Here is a 16,644-nt window from a genome sequence, read left to right as displayed (position 1 = left end):
GGATATGCTACCACTCAGGCCTGTCGGGCCGATGTGGACTCAAGGTCGCGGCCGGCCGGCCGTTAACCGGTCCGGAGGGCTGCGCAGGGCGGTCCGGAGACCGCCATGAACAACGTGATGGGAATCGCCCTCGGCGGGATGCGTGCGGCCCAGCAGGGCGTGCAGGTGGCCGCGCACAACGTGGCCAACCTGGCGACTCCTGATGCCCAACGCCTGCAGCTGCAACGCAGTACGGTGGAGCAGGGCGGGGTGCAGGCCGCGGTGACCCCTACCGGCGCCGATGTCAGTGCACCACTGGGTGATCTGCTGGCAGCGAAAGCCGAGGTGGTGGCTTTCGCTTCCAACGCCGCGGTGATCCGACGCCAGGACCAGATGCTGGGCTCGCTGCTGGATCGCGAGGCCTGAACCCGCTCGCCAAGTGCCAACCGCCGCCTGTGGTGGGTGCCAACCTTGGTTGGCACGCTCGATCCGCCCTGGCAGGTGCCAACCAAGGTTGGCCTCTACCAGAGCATCGCCGGGCCATGCCCGGCGACCACCTTGTCGATCAGGCCGACAGCTCCAGCAGCAGCTTGTTCAGGCGCGCCACATAGGCGCCCGGATCCTTCAGGCTGTCGCCGGCGGCCAATGCAGCCTGGTCGAACAGCACCCGGCCCAGATCGTCGAAACGCGCGCCATCGGCTTCAGCATCCAGCTTGGCGATCAGCGGATGGCCCGGGTTGATCTCCAGCACCGGCTTGCTGTCCGGCACCTTCTGCCCGCTGGCTTCCAGGATCTGGCGCATCTGCAGGCCCAGGTCCTGTTCGCCGATGGCCAGCACCGCCGGCGAATCGGTCAGGCGGTGCGAGACGCGCACGTCGGCCACGTCATCGCCCAGCACCGTCTTCAGTCGCTCGACCAGGCCCTGCTTGTCCTTGGCCGCTGCTTCCTGTTCCTGCTTGTCCGCTTCGGTTTCCAGCGCGCCCAGGTCGAGGTCGCCGCGGGCGATGTCGACGAAGCCCTTGCCGTCGAAATCGGTCAGGTAGCCCATCAGCCACTCGTCGATGCGGTCGGTCAGCAGCAGCACTTCCACGCCCTTCTTGCGGAACACTTCCAGGTGCGGGCTGTTGCGCACCTGGCTGTAGCTCTCGCCGGTCAGGTAGTAGATCTTGTCCTGGCCTTCGGCCATGCGGCCGAGGTAGTCAGCCAGCGACACGTTCTGCGCATCGCCGTCGCCACGTGTGGAGGCGAAGCGCAGCAGGCCGGCCACCTTCTCGCGGTTGTTGTAGTCCTCGGCCGGGCCTTCCTTCAGCACCTGGCCGAATTCCTTCCAGAACGTGGCGTACTGCTCCGGCTTGTCTGTGGCCAGCTTTTCCAGCATGTCCAGCGAGCGCTTGGTCAGCGCGGCCTTCATCGAATCGATGACCGGGCCGGACTGCAGGATCTCGCGCGAGACGTTCAGCGACAGGTCGTTGGAATCGACCACGCCCTTGATGAAGCGCAGGTACAGCGGCAGGAACTGCTCGGCCTGGTCCATCACGAACACGCGCTGCACGTACAGCTTCAGGCCCTTGGGGGCATCGCGGTGATACAGGTCGAACGGCGCGCGGCCGGGCACGTACAGCAGCGAGGTGTATTCCAGCTTGCCTTCGACCTTGTTGTGGCTCCATGCCAGCGGATCGCTGTGGTCGTGTGCCACGTGCTTGTAGAACTCGGTGTACTCGGCGTCGCTGATCTCGGTGCGCGGGCGGGTCCACAGCGCGCTGGCGCGATTGACGGTTTCCCATTCGACCGCGGCGCCTTCTTCGCCACCTTCCTTCGGCATCTGGATCGGCAGGCCGATATGGTCCGAATACTTCTTGAGGATGCCGCGCAGGCGCCAGCCATCGGCGAAGTCGTGCTCGCCGTCCTTCAGGTGCAGCACGATGCGGGTGCCGCGCTCGGCCTTGTCGATGGTGGCCACTTCGAAATCGCCTTCGCCGCGCGAGGTCCAGCGCACGCCTTCGCCTGCAGCCAGGCCGGCGCGGCGCGAGGTCACTTCCACTTGGTCTGCAACGATGAAGGCACTGTAGAAGCCGACGCCGAACTGGCCGATAAGCTGCGAATCCTTTTTCTGGTCGCCGGACAGCTGGCGCAGGAAATCGCCGGTGCCGGACTTGGCGATCGTGCCGAGGTGGGCAATGGCCTCGGCGCGGCTCATGCCGATGCCGTTGTCTTCGATGGTGATGGTGTGGGCGGCGGAGTCGAAGCTGACGCGCACGCGCAGCTCGCTGTCACCTTCAAGCAGGGCCGGCTGGGTCAGGGCTTCGAAGCGCAGCTTGTCGGCAGCGTCAGCGGCGTTGGAGACCAGCTCGCGCAGGAAGATCTCCTTGTTGGAGTACAGCGAGTGGATCATCAGCTGCAGCAGCTGCTTGACTTCGGTCTGGAAGCCAAGGGTTTCGGTCTGGGTGGTCTCGGTCATCGATAGGGCTCCATGTGCAATGCCGCGCCAGCGCGTGCGGCCTCGCCAAGGGGTATGGCTGATTGTCCCGAAATCAAGGGGTTGGTCGGCAGGGCTTGCAGCCCTGCACCTGCAGAGGCCGAAGCAACAGCAACAGCAACAGCGGGCTATCCGTGGGATGGCGGGGCGGTGTGGGTTGGCAGGACACGCCGTAAACCCGTCCCTGGGGGCTCGATGGCGCCATCCATGGCGCCAACGGTCCTGCCAACCCACACCGCCCCGCCTCTGACAGGTTCACGCGGCTGTTGGCAGGTGTCGACCTTGGTCGACACATCTGTCAGATATCGATACATCAAATGGGGTCAGATCCGTTTTCCGCAGGAAAACGGATCTGACCCCAAGAGACCTTCCGGCAGATCGCAGGAAACTGTCGAAGGCGGGGTGGGGCAGGTTGTGGGGGTGTCCGCGGCATGGATGCCGCGGCCAAGCCCCCATGGACGGGTTTACGGCGTCCCCCACAACCTGGCCCACCCCGCCTACCCACAGGGAACCAGCTTTTGCCGTTGCTCTGGCTGTTGCTTCGGTCTCTGCGGGTTCCGGGCGCCGCCCGGACGACTACAATCCCGCTCATGCTGAATTTCTTGAATACATCCCGCCGGGGGCGCCTGTGAGCGGCCGTGGGAGCAATGACGGCCAGGTCCGCATCATCGGCGGTCGCTGGCGCAATACCCGCCTGCCGGTGCCGACCCTGCCGGGGCTGCGGCCCAGCAGTGACCGCGTGCGCGAGACCCTTTTCAACTGGTTGATGCCCAGACTGGGCGGCGCGCGGGTGCTGGACCTGTTCGCCGGCAGTGGCGCGCTGGGCCTGGAGGCGGTCTCGCGCGGTGCCGCCCACGCCACCCTGGTCGAGCGCGACGCGCAGCTGGGACGCAACCTGACCGCGGCCGTGGCCAAGCTCCAGGCCGCCGACCAGATCACCGTGGTGCAGGCCGATGCCCTGCGCTGGCTGCAGGGCGCGCCCGCGCAGCAGGCCGATCTGGTCTTCATCGACCCGCCGTTCGCCGATGGCCTGTGGCAGGACGTGCTGGCGCAGCTGCCGCGGCACTTGGCCGCCGATGCCTGGCTGTACCTGGAATCGCCGGCCGGCCACGTGCCGGTGCTGCCGCCGGACTGGCTGCTGCACCGCGAGGGCGGCACCCGCGAGGTGCGCTTTGCCCTGTACCGCCGCGCCACTGCTACACTTTGACCTCATCTGAACATCTGCATCCGCCCATGACCGTGGCCAACCGCCGCATTGCCGTCTATCCCGGCACGTTCGACCCGATCACCAACGGTCATATCGACCTGGTCAGCCGGGCCGCGCCGCTGTTTGAAAAGGTCGTGGTGGGCGTGGCGCAGAGCCCGTCCAAGGGCCCGGCGCTACCGCTGGAGCAGCGCGTGCAGCTGGCGCGTGGCGCACTCGGCCACCATGGCAACGTCGAGGTCATCGGCTTCGACACCCTGCTGGCCCATTTCGTCCGTTCGGTCCAGGGTGGGGTGCTGCTGCGCGGCCTGCGCGCGGTGTCCGACTTCGAGTACGAGTTCCAGATGGCCAGCATGAACCGCCACCTGATCCCCGAGGTCGAGACCCTGTTCCTGACCCCGGCCGAGCAGCACAGCTTCATTTCGTCCTCGCTGGTCCGCGAGATCGCGCGCCTGGGCGGCGACGTGTCCGGCTTCGTGCCGGCCGCGGTGCTCGAAGCCCTGCGCAAGGTCCGCGAAGCGAAGGCGGCACAGTCGTAAGCCCCGCTGTACCCGCACCCCATTACGTACAACACCACGCACCATTCCGGGAGGAAACCCATGAACACCACCATGCGCGCGATGCTGATCGCTTCGTTGGCCCTGGCCTTCACCGCCTGCAAGAAGGAAGAGGCCGCTCCGGTCGACGAGGCCAAGCAGGCTCTGGTCGCCCCGGCCAAGGATGATGATGCAGGCTGGAAGAAGTACCTGCAGGAAGTGGCCATCCAGAACATGGGCAATATCACCAACAGCCCGTTCCTGTACTACCTCTCGCCGGAATCGGACCCGGACTTCCAGGCCAAGTACGAGCGCCAGACCGAGAGCGCGACCCAGGCCGTGGCCCGTGGCGTGCAGCCGGGCAACATGCTGGCCTTCGGTTCGTCGGCCTCGGGCAAGATGGCTGACATGATCCAGGCCGTGTTCAAGGACGTGTCGCCGGATTCGATGAAGGGCGTGCGTGTCGTCTTCATCGGCCAGTCGGCCGACAACGCCCGCGTGCAGGCTGCCATCCAGCCGACCGGTGCCGAGTACATTTTCGTCGAAGCCAAGTAATACCGAGCCATGGCGGCCATGCTCCGGCATGGCCCGGGCGGCGTCCTGCAAGGGCGCCGCCGATGACCTGACCGGCCCGCGCGCCCGCGCTGGCCGGTCCTTTGTCCCAGGGCGCGGGCGAGGAGTATCGCCGTGTCGCTGAAAATCAACGAGCTCTGCGTCAACTGCGACGTATGCGAGCCGGCCTGCCCGAACCAGGCCATTGCGATGGGTGAAACCATCTACGTGATCGACCCTGCGCGCTGCACCGAATGCGTGGGTCATTTCGACGAGCCACAGTGCGTGGTCGTCTGCCCGGTCGAGTGCATCGATCCGGACCCGGAGATCGTGGAAACGGAAGACCAGCTGCTGGCCAAGCTGCGCCAGCTGCAGCACGATCACCCCGAACTCTATGCGGAGCCCCCATCCGAATGAAGACGCTGATCGTCCGCCCCCTGTTGCTGCTCGGCCTGCTGCTGAGCCCGATCGCCTGGGCCGACAGCCCGGCCCGTGCCGAGCGCCCCGACGGCGCGGCCATTGCCAGCGGCCACGCGCTGGCCACCCAGGCCGGCATCGACATCCTGGCGCAGGGCGGCAACGCCTTCGACGCCGCGGTGGCGGTATCGTCCACGCTGGCGGTGGTCGAGCCGATCAGTTCCGGGCTGGGTGGCGGTGGCTTCTTCCTGCTGCACGACGCGGCCACCGGCAAGGACGTGATGCTGGACGCGCGCGAGACCGCGCCGGCCGCGGCAACGCCGCAGGCCTTCCTCGACAAGCAGGGCAACCTCGACCGTGACCGCTCGGTCAACGGTGCGTGGTCGGCCGGTATTCCGGGCCTGCCTGCGGCGCTGGTCGAGCTGTCGGCCAGGCACGGCAAGCTGCCGCTGTCTGCATCGCTGCAGCCGGCGATCCGCATCGCGCGCGAAGGCTTCCCGGTCTACGACCGCATGGCCAAGGGCTATGCCTCTCGCCGTGAGGTGATGGAGCGCTATCCCGGCACCCGTGAGGTCTACCTGCGCAACGGCAAGCCGATCACCAGCGGTGACCTGTTCAAGCAGCCGGAGCTGGCACAGACGCTGGAGCGCTTGGCCGCAGGTGGCTTCGATGGCTTCTACAAGGGCCAGACCGGAAAGCTGTTGCTGGCCGGCGTGAAGCAGGCCGGCGGCCAGTGGACCGCTGAAGAGCTGGCCGGCTATCGCGTGAAGCAGCGCGAACCGATCGTGTTCAACTACAACGGCTGGAAGATCACCACCGCTCCGCCGCCGTCGTCCGGTGGCATCGCGCTGGCCAGCATGCTGCAGATCCTGGAAGGCTGGGACATCAACAAGATGGACCCGGCGCACCGCACCCACCTGGTGGTGGAGTCGATGCGCCGTGCCTACCGCGACCGCACCTTCTTCCTCGGCGATCCGGACTTCGTGCAGATCCCGCAGAAAGTGCTGACCAGCAAGGACTACGCACAGGGCCTGCGGGCGACCATCCATCCGGAGAAGGCCACGCCCAGCGACCTGCTGTCGGGCAACCCGACGCCGCTGGAAGACGACGAGACCACGCACTTCTCGATCATCGACCGTGACGGCAACCGGGTCGGCGCGACCCAGACCGTCAACCTGCTGTACGGCTCGGGGCTGATTCCGAAGGGCACCGGCGTGCTGCTGAACAACGAGATGGACGACTTCGCGCTGAAGCCGGGCACGCCCAACGCGTTCGGCGTGATGGGCTACGAGGCCAATGCGCCGAAGGCGGGCAAGCGCATGCTCAGCTCGATGACCCCGACCTTCATGGAGAACGCCGACAAGGTGGTGGTGCTGGGCACCCCGGGTGGCAGCCGCATCATCACCATGGTGCTGCTGGGCATCCTCGGCTACGACGCCGGCCTGGACGCGCAGCAGGTTGCCGCGCTGCCGCGCTATCACCACCAGTGGCTGCCGGACCTGATCGAAGCCGAGGACGATGCATTCGACGCGGCCACGGTGAAGCAGCTGCAGGCGATGGGTCACAAGATCGACCTGCCGGGCAATGTGGCCGCCGGGGGCCGCGGGTCCAGCCACGTGTGGGGCAACCTGCAGACCGTGGAATGGGACCGGAAGGCCAACAAGCTGTTTGGCGGCAGCGACCCGCGCAACCCGGTGGGCAGCGCCCTGGTCGTGCCGGCACGCTGATCCGGTCGTGCCGGCCGCTGGCCGCCAATCTGGCTGTTTACCGAAAACCCCGCCCTTGACGGCGGGGTTTTCTGTTTCCTTTCTAGCGATTATTTAACGAGCCGGCGCCGATAATCGACACATGAAACTCTGGTCTATTCGTGGAAACTCGCAGCGCCTCGACGGCGGCGCGATGTTCGGCAACGCGCCGCGCGCGTTGTGGGAAAAATGGGCGGCACCGGACGAGCTCAATCGCATCGAGCTGGCCTGCCGTGCGCTGCTTGCCAGCCCGCTGGAAGGCAAGACCGTGCTGTTTGAAACCGGTATCGGGGCGTTCTTCGATCCGCGCATGCGTGAGCGCTATGGCGTGCAGGAAAGCCAGCACGTACTGATCGATTCGTTGCGCGAAGCAGGTTTCGAGCACGAGGACATTGATGTCGTCGTGCTCAGCCACCTGCATTTCGATCATGCCGGTGGCCTGCTGGCGGCATGGAGCGAAGGGCGTGAGCCGGAACTGCTGTTCCCCAATGCGACCTATGTGGTCGGTGCGCAGCATTGGCAGCGCGCCATGCAGCCGCATCCGCGCGACCGTGCCAGCTTCATTCCGGAGCTGCCTGGCCTGCTGCAGGCCAGCGGTCGCCTGGAAGTAGTGGACGGCGAGTATTCGAAGGTTCTGGGTCGCAGCGTTCGCTTCAGCTACAGCGATGGCCACACGCCGGGGTTGATGCTGGCCGAGATCGTCGGCCACGCGCACGCCGGCGAAGATGCGCACGGCGGGGTGGTGTTCTGTGCCGACCTGATCCCGGGGCGCTCATGGGTACACGTGCCGATCACCATGGGCTACGACCGCAATGCCGAGCTCCTGATCGACGAGAAGCGGCAGTTCCTTGAGGACAAGCTGGCGCGCAACGTGCATCTGTTTTTCACCCACGACCCGCAGGTGGCGCTGGCGCAGCTGGGTCGCGATGACAAGGGGCGTTTCGTGACCCTGCACGAGCAGGGTGAATTGAAGGCGCGCGCGCTGGGGTGACGGGTGTTCGGCAGGGCTGTTCCCTGCACCTGCAGAAGCCGAAGCAAGATCAAGAACGGCATTCCGTGGGATGGCGGGGCGGTGTGGGTGGTCAGGACACGCCGTAAACCCATCCATGGGGGCTCGATGGCGCCATCCACGGCGCCTGCCCACCCACACCGCCCCCACCTCTGACAGGTGGCCGGTGGCTATTGGTGGGTGCCGACCGTTGGTCGGCACATCTGTCAGATATCGATATTCAAATGGGGTCGAATGCCATTGCTGTGCAACGGGCTCTGCCCCCATTCGATTGAACTGGACGAGCGATGCTACGACGCCTTCAGGCAGCTGCTCATGAAGGTCTTGCGCGCGTCACCGGCCAGCTTCTTGGCACCCGCGTCAGCGTTGCACTTGCGCATGCGTTCCTGTTGCGCGTTGGCCGGCTTGGCTTCGGCAGCGTGGCCACTGAGGCAGGAACTCTGCGCGGTCTTGTAGGCGTCACCCTTCAAGCCCTTGTTCTTGGCCGAGCAGTCGGCCATGCGCTGCTGCTGCGGCGTGGTGGCATTGGCAGCCAGGGGCAGGCCGACCAGCAGGACAGCGGCCAGCAGGAAAGAAGCTTTCATCGAGAGCACTCCAGGCGGTGGCGGGTGCGCGGAGCATTGGCCTGCAGGCAGCAACGCCACGTGAAGAATCGTGCCTCGGCAGCGACCGCTTGCAGGGGCATTCAGATCGGCGTATTAATTAGCCATATGGGTAAGTATGATCCCGCCATTCAAGACGTGTTCCAGGCACTGGCCGACCCCACCCGATGCGCGATCGTGGCGGCGCTGGGGCAGGGGCCGCGCACGGTGTCGACCTTGGCCGAGCCTTTTGAGATGGCCTTGCCCTCGCTGATGAAGCATCTGGCCGTGCTGGAGCGCAGTGGCGTGGTGCGCAGCCGCAAGCAGGGGCGTGTGCGCACCTGCGAACTGGTGCCGGAACGGTTGGGCCAGGCCGAGCAATGGCTGGCCGAACAACGTGCCATATGGGAAACGCGCGCCGACCGCATGGTCGAGTTTGTCGAAACCCTTCACCGACAGGAGCAGGCCCATGGCCGTAGACGCAGGTAACAACCCCGAGACCGATCTGGTCATCAGTCGCGTACTGAACGCACCGCGCGCCGCCCTGTGGCGGGCGTGGACCGACCCGGAGCTGCTGCGCCAGTGGTGGTGCCCGAAGCCGTGGTCCACCGAAGTGCGTGCCTTCGACCTGCGCCCGGGCGGCGCCTTCCACACCTTCATGCAGGGCCCCGACGGCGGCAGCAGTGACAACCCGGGCAGCTTTCTGGAGATCGTGCCGCAGCAGCGTCTGGTGTTCACCTCGATGCTGGGCCCGGGCTGGCGGCCGCAGTCACCGTGGCTGGGCTTCACCGCCATCATCTCGATGGAGGATGAGGGCCAGGGCTGTCGTTACACCGCGCAGGTGATGCACCCGGACAAGGCCCTGCGCGACCAGCATGAGCAGATGGGCTTCTTCGACGGCTGGAACACCGTCATCGGCCAGCTGGAAGCGTTCGCGGCCGGCCTGTAGGCCGGCATCCGGGGTGGGGTCAGAGCCCTTTCTGCGAAAGGGATCCGACCCCGGTTCGGCGGCTCAGCCGACGCGGGTACCGAAGATGCGGTCACCGGCATCGCCCAGGCCGGGCAGGATGTAGCCCTTGTCGTTGAGCTGGGCATCGATGGCCGCGGTGTAGATTTCCACGTCCGGATGCACGGCCTTGACTGCTTCGATGCCTTCCGGCGCGGCCACCAGGAAGATGCCCTTGATGCGGCGGGCGCCGGCACGCTTGAGCATGTCGATCGTGGCGATCAGGGTGCCGCCGGTGGCCAGCATCGGGTCCAGGATCAGCGCGTCGCGTTCTTCCAGGCGGCCGGTCAGGCGCTCGAAGTAGGGCACCGGCTGCAGCGTTTCCTCATCGCGCTGCAGGCCGACCACGCTGACGCGTGCCGCCGGGATCAGCGACAGCACGCCGCTGAGCATGCCCAGGCCGGCGCGCAGGATCGGCACCACGGTGATCTTGGCGCCGGCGATGCGCTGCACGGTGACCGGACCGGCCCAGCCGGGCAGGGTGTGCGGCTCGGTGTCCAGGTCGGCGGTGGCCTCGTAGGCCAGCAGCGTGCCGAGCTCGTTGGCCAGTTCGCGGAAATCCTTGGTGCTGAGCGCAGCGTTGCGCATCAGGCCGATCTTGTGCTGCACCAGCGGGTGGCGCACTTCGACGATCTTCATGGTCGGGAAGGGGGATAAGGAGAGAGGACGCCATTTTGCCGGATTGGGCGCCCAACCCCAAACCGGGGCCGGAGACGGCCCGCATGAAATGTGCAGATGCATGTCATTGCCATGCAACCTTGCGGACATACCGTGCAGACCCATTCTTAACAGGAATGGGGATTCCCAGTGCATATCAAGACTCCGTTGGCCGTTGCCATCACCCTGACCCTGGCGATGGGGGCTGCTGCACCACTGCAGGCCGCCGGGCAGCAGGCGGTCGCCGCCACCGGTGCAGTGGCCGCCGATGCGGTCGACCTGGACCGCATTGAAGTGCGCGCCCAGCTTGAATCGCAGATCCGCGCGGTGGACCTCAAGCGCAGCAGCAACGCCATCGAGGATGCGGTGTCGTCCGACGCGCTGGGCCAGTACCCGGACAAGAACGTGGCCGAGTCGCTGCAACGCCTGCCGGGCATCAGCGTGACGCGCGACCAGGGCGAGGGCCGCTACGTGGTCGTGCGCGGACTGGATGCCAACCTCAACAGCGTCAGCGTCGACGGCATCGCCATCGGCACACCGGACAACTCCAGCCGCGCCGCACCGATGGACGTGATCCCGTCCGATTCGACCGAGCGCCTGCGCGTGGTCAAATCACCGACCCCGGACATGCCGGGCGACGCCATTGGCGGCGCGATCCTGGTCGAGACCGCCTCGGCGTTCGACCGCGAGGGCCGCAGCCTGCGTGGCAAGATCGAAGGCAGCCACCAGCAGCTTTCGGGCGAGACCAGCCCGAAGGCCGCTTTCAACTACAGCGAAGTGTTCAACGACACCTTCGGCATCGCCGCCGGCGTGAACTACCAGAAGCGGACGTTCGAATCGGACAACAGCGAAGTGGAGTACGGTGATGTCAGCGGGAACAAGGATCCGACCACCACCCGCCCGGGCGAAATCACCGCGCTGAACCTGCAGAACCGCAAGTACGAGATCGAGCGCAAGCGCATCGGCGCCAACCTCAATTTCGACTGGCGCCCGAACGAGGACAGCCGTTACTACCTGCGCACGCTGTACAGCCAGTTCGACGATGCCGAAACCCGCCAGCGCGTGATCTTCAACTTCAACAGCGCCGACATGATCGCCACCGGCACCGACCAGTATCGACTTGCCGGCATGCCGAAGGATTCGATCGACAAGCGCATGCGCTACCGGACCAAGGAAGAGAACACCTTCGCCGCCAGCCTGGGTGGCGAGAACAAGCTGACCGACGCGGTACTGGACTACAAGATCGGCTATACCCGCACCGAAGAACGCGTGGACGACGAGATCGAATCGCGCTTCAAGCTCAACGGCAAGGCCTTCAATGGCACGCTGGACCAGCGCAGTCGCCTGCCCGCCTACACCTTCGACAACGACCAGTGGCTGGACAACGCCAACTACAAGTTCGACCGTGTGGTGGCCAAGCCGAAGAAGGTGGACGACGAGGAGCGCAGCGCGCAGGTCAATATCCGCTTCGACGGCGACAACAGCAGCTACAAGTTCGGCCTGCTCGGGCGCTGGCGCGACCGTGACGTGAATGTCGATGAGGCGTCGCTGCGCGTGGGTCCGGCGATCAAGCTCAGTGACTGGACGACCGGCTCGCCGGAACATCGCCACGGCCCGATGGGGCAGGGCATGGACTCATCGGCGATGCGCAGCTACTGGTCGCAGCACGGTGGCGAATACAGCGCGCGTCCGCAGGATGTCGGTGGCAACGCCGCGACGTCTCTGGAAGGCGACTACACCGCGCGCGAAGACGTGTTCGCCAGCTATGCGATGGGCACCTGGGACATCGGTGCGCTGCGCGTGATCGGCGGCGTGCGTGTGGAGAACACCCGCTTCAGCGCCACAGGCAATCGCGTGGACGTGGCCAAGGACGGGCGCTCCTACACCGCGACCCGGGTCACCGCCAGCAAGAGCTACAACAACGTACTGCCGGGCCTGCACCTGCGTTACGACGCCAGCGACGACTGGGTGTTCCGCTTCGCCGCCAACAAGACGGTGGCGCGCCCGGGCTTCGGCGATGCCTCGCCGCGCATCGGCCTGGCCCGCAACGACAATGAAGTGCGCCTGGGCAACCCGGAGCTGGATCCGTACGAGTCGACCAACATCGACCTGTCGGTGGAGAAGTACATCGGCGAAAGCGGCATCCTCTCGCTGGGCGTGTTCCACAAGTCGATCGACGGCTACATCGTGCAGGTCCGCCAGGCCGGCGCCGACGGCATCTACGACGGCCTGCCGGTGGTGACCTCGGTCAATGGCGACAAGGCCAAGGTGCGTGGCGCCGAGTTCAACTGGCAGCAGCAGCTGTCGTTCCTCCCGGCTGGCTGGGATGGCCTGCTGGTGGGTGCCAGCGGCACCTGGCTGGACACTGATTTCGACCCGGGCCTGGCCAAGCGCGCCGGTGAGGACTTCACCCTGCCGCGCGCCTCGAAGAACGTGTACAGCGCGCACATCGGCTATGAGAAGTACGGCCTGAGCACCCGCGTGGCAGCCGTACACCGCAGCGAGTACCTGGATACCCTTGGTGCCGGCCGTGCCTTCGACATCTACGTAGCGCCGAACACCCAGCTCGACTTCTCGCTTGACTACAGGTTCACTCCGCGCGTGAGCATGTATTTCGAGGCACAGAACCTGCTGGACAAGCCGCTGGAACTGTACCAGGGCACGCGCTCGCGCACCCTGCAGATGGAAGAATATGGCCGCACCTACGCACTGGGCCTGAAGGTGGCACTGTGAGCGGGCCTCGCATCACCCTGCTGGCCACCATGCTGGCCGTGACGTTGGTGGCCGGCTGCACGCCGGCCAACGGCAATGATCCGGCCGTGGCCAAGCCCGGGGCGAAGGCCACGAACGAGCGTGCGGTGACCACCATCGCCGAGGCATTCCTTTCACCGATGACGCCGGCTGACAACATCGATTCGCCTGCCGCCTGGCGTGCACCTGACGGAAAGCTCTGGCTGATCGCCACTGCCAAGGCCACCGACAAGCTGGTGGTCTACGACGGCAGCAGCGGCCAGCACCTGCGCGACGTAGGCAGCAGCGGCACCGCGCCAGGGCAGTTCGATCGCCCAAACGGCATCGCGGTGACCGACGATCTGCTGTGGATCGTGGAGCGCGACAATCACCGCGTGCAGGTGCTGAGCCTGCCGGACTTCACTCCACTGGCGACCTTCGCTGCGGACGACCTGCGCAAGCCGTACGGGCTGTGGGTCGACCGCCGTGCCGATGGCTACAGCGTCTACGTGACCGACTCCTGGGACAACGGCGAGGATGCACAGGGCCGTGACATCCTGCCGCCGCTGACCGAGCTGGACAAGCGCGTGCGCCAGTACCAGGTGACCCGCGATGGCGCGAAGGTCGAAGCGAAGCTTGTGGCCAGCATCGGTGATACCACTGAGGCGGGTGCCCTGCGCGTGGTCGAGTCGATCTGGGGCGACCCCGAGAACGATCGCCTGCTGATCGCCGAAGAGGACGAGGGCTACGCCAGCGAGTTCAAGGTCTACACGCTGGCCGGGCGTTTCACCGGCACCACCTTCGGCCGCGACGTGTTCAAGGCGCAGGCCGAAGGCGTAACCCTGCGCACCTGCGGCAAGGATGGTTGGTGGATCACCACCGAACAGGGCAAGCAGCGCAGCGTGTTCCACCTGTTCGACCGCCACACCCTGAAGCCGGTCGGCGCGTTCCAGGGCAATACCGTGGCCAACACCGATGGCATCTGGATGATGCAGCAGCCCAGCGCGCGCTTCCCGCACGGCGCGTTGTATGCGGTGCATGACGACCAGGGCGTGGTGGCGTTCGACTGGGAGAGCATCGCCAAGCAGTTGGCATTGCCGCTGGAGTGTGGTTCGTGAGCGGTCGTTGCCTGATGCGTACGTTGGCGCTGGGCCTGCTGCTGGCGGTGCCGTCGTTGTGCTTCGCGGCGGCTGAAGCGAACACCCAGGTGCCGCCGGGCAGCCGCCACTACGCAGCGACGACGGTGCCGGACCGCATTGTCGCTTCGCCGGCAGTCGATCCCGGCCATGGGTTCGCCGTGGCCTGGCGCACCGACGGCAGCGTGCAGGCGCCGCTGCTGGAGATTGCCCTTGCCGGTGATTCACCGGCCATCGAGGGCATCCGCCAGGTGCGCGCCACGACCCGCGCGCTGCAGACCGAGAACGGGCTGTCGCACCACCACCGCGCTGATGTCAGCGGCCTGCGGCCCGATACCCTGTACGTCTACCGCGTGCAGGGCAACGGCAGCTGGAGCGCCTGGAACCAGCTGCGCACGCTGGCTGCGCCCGACCAGCCGCTGACCCTGCTGTACTTTGGAGATACCCAGAACAAGAACGTGAGCCATGTCAGCCGCGTGGTGCGCGCCGCGCAGAAGGCCGCACCCGAGGCGCGCCTGAGCCTGTTCGCTGGCGATCTGGTCAGTGGGGGCGATGGTGCCGATGACAGCGAGTGGGGCGAATGGTTTGCCGCCGCCGGTTGGCTGGCGCAGGAAACCCTGGTCGCGCCGGCGATCGGCAACCACGAGTATGTCGAGGAGTTCGAGGACACTCCGCAGGAACGCCGCGTGCTGGGCAGGCACTGGCCGGTGACGTTCGCGCTGCCGGGCAATGGGGCATCCGCCGCACAGCAGACCAGCTACTGGTTCGATGCGCAGGGCGTGCGCGTCGCCGTGGTCGATGGCACGTCGGCACTCGACCTTGGCACGGCCAAGGCGCAGGCCCAGTGGCTGGACAAGGTACTGACCGGCAATCCGCAGCCGTGGACGCTCGTGCTGCTGCACCAGCCGTTCTATTCGCCGCGCGAAGGGCGCGAGAACGGCGCATTGCGTGACGTGCTGCTGCCGGTGGTTCGTCGCCACAACGTCGATCTGGTGCTGCAGGGCCACGATCACACCTATGGCCGCCGTGGTGAAGGACAGGCCGCGACGCCGCAGTATGTGGTGACCGTGGCGGGGCCGAAGCAGTACCGTCTCTCCGACGAGGCACGTAGGACGATGGATCCGGTGGCCGAGGACACCCAGCTGTTCCAGGTGTTGCACATCGATCCGCAGCACCTGCGCTATGAAGCCCGCACGGTGACCGGGCGACTCTACGATGCCTTCGAGCTGCGTCGCGACGCCAAGGGCGGCAAGCAGCGCACGGAGCTGACCGAAGGCCGCATCACGCCGCGTGACTGCCCGCGCGCGCACACTGCCAAGGGCCGCGCCGATCGCTGCTGGGAATGAGGAGGAGATTCAGATGAAAACCGTACACCGTCTTGTCCCCATGGCTGCCATCGGCGGGGCCCTGCTCCTGCTCGCGACCGCGGTGGCCGCCGCCGATGGCGTGCTGCACCCGTTCCTGGTGGCGCAGCCGAAGCAGGCGCCGCAGGAAGTGAACCTGGCGGTGGAGATTCCGGCCGGCAGCTTCACCAAGTACGAGATCAAGGAGGACGGCCTGGTGCATGTGGATCGCTTCCAGTCGATGCCGGTCGCCTATCCGGCCAACTACGGTTCGATGCCGCGCACGTTGGCTGGCGACAACGATCCGCTGGACGCGCTGGTGCTGACCCGTGAACCCCTGCATCCGGGCGTGATCGTGCGCTTCCGGCCGATCGGCTACCTGAAGATGGTCGACGGCGGCGAGCACGACGAGAAGATCATCGGCGTGCCGACCGACAAGGTTGACCCGACCTACGCCAACATCCGCGACCTGGCCGATCTGCCGGAGATCGAACGACAGCGCATCGAAGCGTTCTTCCGGGTCTACAAGGACCTGCCGGCCGGGCGCAACCCGGTGCAGCTCAACGGTTGGGGCAACGCTGCCGAGGCGCGGACGCTGATCAGCGAAGCGATGAAGCGCTTCGAAAAATAGATCCACGCCATGGCTGGATTCAGTCCAGCAACGTCTCGATGAACGACTCGGCCTGCAGGCGGTCGCCCAGTACCCGGGCCACCGCCTGTACGGCTGCCTCCTGGTGTTCAGGACGGATGCCGCCATCGTCATCGTCGTTGTAGAGGTCATCGCCGGCATCGAGGTACACCGTGCCTGCAGCAGCCAGAGCCGCCATCAAGGTCGGCACATCGGCAGTGATCTCGCCGGCATCCAGCAGGCCGGCACCGTGGTGGCTGAACAGCACACGGCCGTCGTCCAGGTCGAGGATGAACGGATCAGCGCCGCGATCGGCAATCACCAGCCAGTTCGATGGCCAGCCGTTGATCCGTTCGCCGCTGACGCCATGCCATCGATAGCCGGCCTGCTGGCTCCACAGGCGCTGCAGTGGCGGTATCCAGACATCAAGGCCGGGAACGGTGATGCCGGCGCGGCCAACCCTGGCATTGATCTCTTCGCCCAGCGGCCCGACCTGCGCGTAGAACGACGCCAGTGCCGTGGGCAGCGGGAACGGGCCCTGCCAGTCACGCTCGTGCTGCGCATGCAGCGGCCCGAAGCGGGCGAATGAGGCGTGCAGATCATCCATGTCAGAGTCCAACGGGTAGCGGCCGTGCAGCCTAGCAG

At 66.3% G+C, this 16,644-nt stretch carries 17 protein-coding genes; 13 read left to right on the top strand and 4 right to left on the bottom strand.

From position 1 onward, the window contains the following. Window positions 1-105: 105 nt before the first annotated feature. Window positions 106-405: a hypothetical protein gene (locus AC5P67_RS05625; RefSeq protein ID WP_012479775.1), complete on the top strand. Its 300-nt coding sequence runs from the start codon at window positions 106-108 to the stop codon at window positions 403-405. Window positions 406-544: 139 nt separating this feature from the next. Here the strand turns inward: AC5P67_RS05625 and htpG are convergent, their stop codons facing one another. Next, window positions 545-2,437 carry a molecular chaperone HtpG gene (gene htpG, locus AC5P67_RS05620; RefSeq protein ID WP_012479776.1) on the bottom strand — a complete coding sequence of 631 codons (1,893 nt, stop codon included), beginning with the start codon at window positions 2,435-2,437 and terminating at the stop codon, window positions 545-547. 628 nt (window positions 2,438-3,065) lie between these two features. On the opposite strand from htpG, the gene rsmD reads away from it, so the two are divergent. From rsmD to AC5P67_RS05590, 6 genes are all read left to right on the top strand, one after another. Then, window positions 3,066-3,662: a 16S rRNA (guanine(966)-N(2))-methyltransferase RsmD gene (gene rsmD, locus AC5P67_RS05615; protein WP_308150307.1), complete on the top strand. Its 597-nt coding sequence runs from the start codon at window positions 3,066-3,068 to the stop codon at window positions 3,660-3,662. Window positions 3,663-3,688: 26 nt separating this feature from the next. Next, entirely contained in the window at window positions 3,689-4,198 is a 510-nt protein-coding gene (gene coaD / locus AC5P67_RS05610) for a pantetheine-phosphate adenylyltransferase (protein ID WP_005409091.1), read from the top strand. 60 nt (window positions 4,199-4,258) lie between these two features. Beyond that, entirely contained in the window at window positions 4,259-4,750 is a 492-nt protein-coding gene (locus AC5P67_RS05605) for a hypothetical protein (protein ID WP_005409092.1), read from the top strand. Between the two features lie 132 nt (window positions 4,751-4,882). Beyond that, entirely contained in the window at window positions 4,883-5,164 is a 282-nt protein-coding gene (locus AC5P67_RS05600) for a YfhL family 4Fe-4S dicluster ferredoxin (protein WP_004153175.1), read from the top strand. After that, window positions 5,161-6,891 (top strand): gamma-glutamyltransferase, encoded by a 1,731-nt coding sequence (gene ggt / locus AC5P67_RS05595; RefSeq protein WP_049395944.1) that lies wholly within the window; start codon window positions 5,161-5,163, stop codon window positions 6,889-6,891. The genes AC5P67_RS05600 and ggt overlap by 4 nt, the downstream gene beginning before the upstream one ends. Window positions 6,892-7,012: 121 nt before the next feature. After that, a complete protein-coding gene (locus AC5P67_RS05590) occupies window positions 7,013-7,900 on the top strand; it encodes an MBL fold metallo-hydrolase (RefSeq protein WP_005412984.1) in 888 nt (295 codons plus the stop codon). 308 nt (window positions 7,901-8,208) lie between these two features. Here the strand turns inward: AC5P67_RS05590 and AC5P67_RS05585 are convergent, their stop codons facing one another. Continuing rightward, window positions 8,209-8,502, bottom strand: coding sequence for a PsiF family protein (locus tag AC5P67_RS05585; RefSeq protein ID WP_005412985.1), 294 nt, complete (start codon window positions 8,500-8,502; stop codon window positions 8,209-8,211). A 60-nt stretch (window positions 8,503-8,562) separates the two neighbouring features. Here AC5P67_RS05585 and AC5P67_RS05580 point away from each other — a divergent pair, with 60 nt between their 5' ends. Together AC5P67_RS05580 and AC5P67_RS05575 are read left to right on the top strand one after the other, a co-directional pair. Further along, the gene (locus tag AC5P67_RS05580; RefSeq protein WP_223846393.1) at window positions 8,563-8,988 is read left to right on the top strand and encodes an ArsR/SmtB family transcription factor; all 426 of its coding nucleotides are present in this window, start codon (window positions 8,563-8,565) and stop codon (window positions 8,986-8,988) included. Beyond that, window positions 8,969-9,448, top strand: coding sequence for an SRPBCC family protein (locus AC5P67_RS05575; RefSeq protein WP_024956419.1), 480 nt, complete (start codon window positions 8,969-8,971; stop codon window positions 9,446-9,448). Before AC5P67_RS05580 ends, AC5P67_RS05575 begins: the two co-directional genes overlap by 20 nt. 63 nt (window positions 9,449-9,511) lie before the next feature. Here the strand turns inward: AC5P67_RS05575 and upp are convergent, their stop codons facing one another. Continuing rightward, on the bottom strand, window positions 9,512-10,144 hold the full coding sequence (gene upp, locus AC5P67_RS05570) for a uracil phosphoribosyltransferase (RefSeq protein ID WP_005409099.1): 633 nt from the start codon (window positions 10,142-10,144) through the stop codon (window positions 9,512-9,514). Window positions 10,145-10,360: 216 nt separating this feature from the next. Here upp and AC5P67_RS05565 point away from each other — a divergent pair, with 216 nt between their 5' ends. The 4 genes from AC5P67_RS05565 to AC5P67_RS05550 are packed head-to-tail and all read left to right on the top strand — an operon-like array spanning window position 10,361 to window position 16,002. Beyond that, complete coding sequence (locus tag AC5P67_RS05565) at window positions 10,361-12,895, top strand: TonB-dependent receptor (protein WP_194434587.1); 2,535 nt, start codon at window positions 10,361-10,363, stop codon at window positions 12,893-12,895. 29 nt (window positions 12,896-12,924) lie between these two features. After that, window positions 12,925-14,010 (top strand): phytase, encoded by a 1,086-nt coding sequence (locus AC5P67_RS05560; protein WP_032966030.1) that lies wholly within the window; start codon window positions 12,925-12,927, stop codon window positions 14,008-14,010. Window positions 14,011-14,024: 14 nt separating this feature from the next. After that, window positions 14,025-15,374 carry a purple acid phosphatase family protein gene (locus AC5P67_RS05555; RefSeq protein WP_495214441.1) on the top strand — a complete coding sequence of 450 codons (1,350 nt, stop codon included), beginning with the start codon at window positions 14,025-14,027 and terminating at the stop codon, window positions 15,372-15,374. A 13-nt stretch (window positions 15,375-15,387) separates the two neighbouring features. Further along, a complete protein-coding gene (locus AC5P67_RS05550; RefSeq protein ID WP_012479786.1) occupies window positions 15,388-16,002 on the top strand; it encodes an inorganic diphosphatase in 615 nt (204 codons plus the stop codon). A gap of 19 nt (window positions 16,003-16,021) precedes the next feature. Here AC5P67_RS05550 and AC5P67_RS05545 read toward each other — a convergent pair whose 3' ends face one another. Then, on the bottom strand, window positions 16,022-16,606 hold the full coding sequence (locus AC5P67_RS05545; RefSeq protein WP_111193348.1) for an SMI1/KNR4 family protein: 585 nt from the start codon (window positions 16,604-16,606) through the stop codon (window positions 16,022-16,024). Between the last annotated feature and the right edge of the window lie 38 nt (window positions 16,607-16,644).

This window comes from Stenotrophomonas sp. YJH_SMC_21, assembly GCF_059369555.1.
This window is presented reverse-complemented; position numbering and strand designations above follow the sequence as displayed.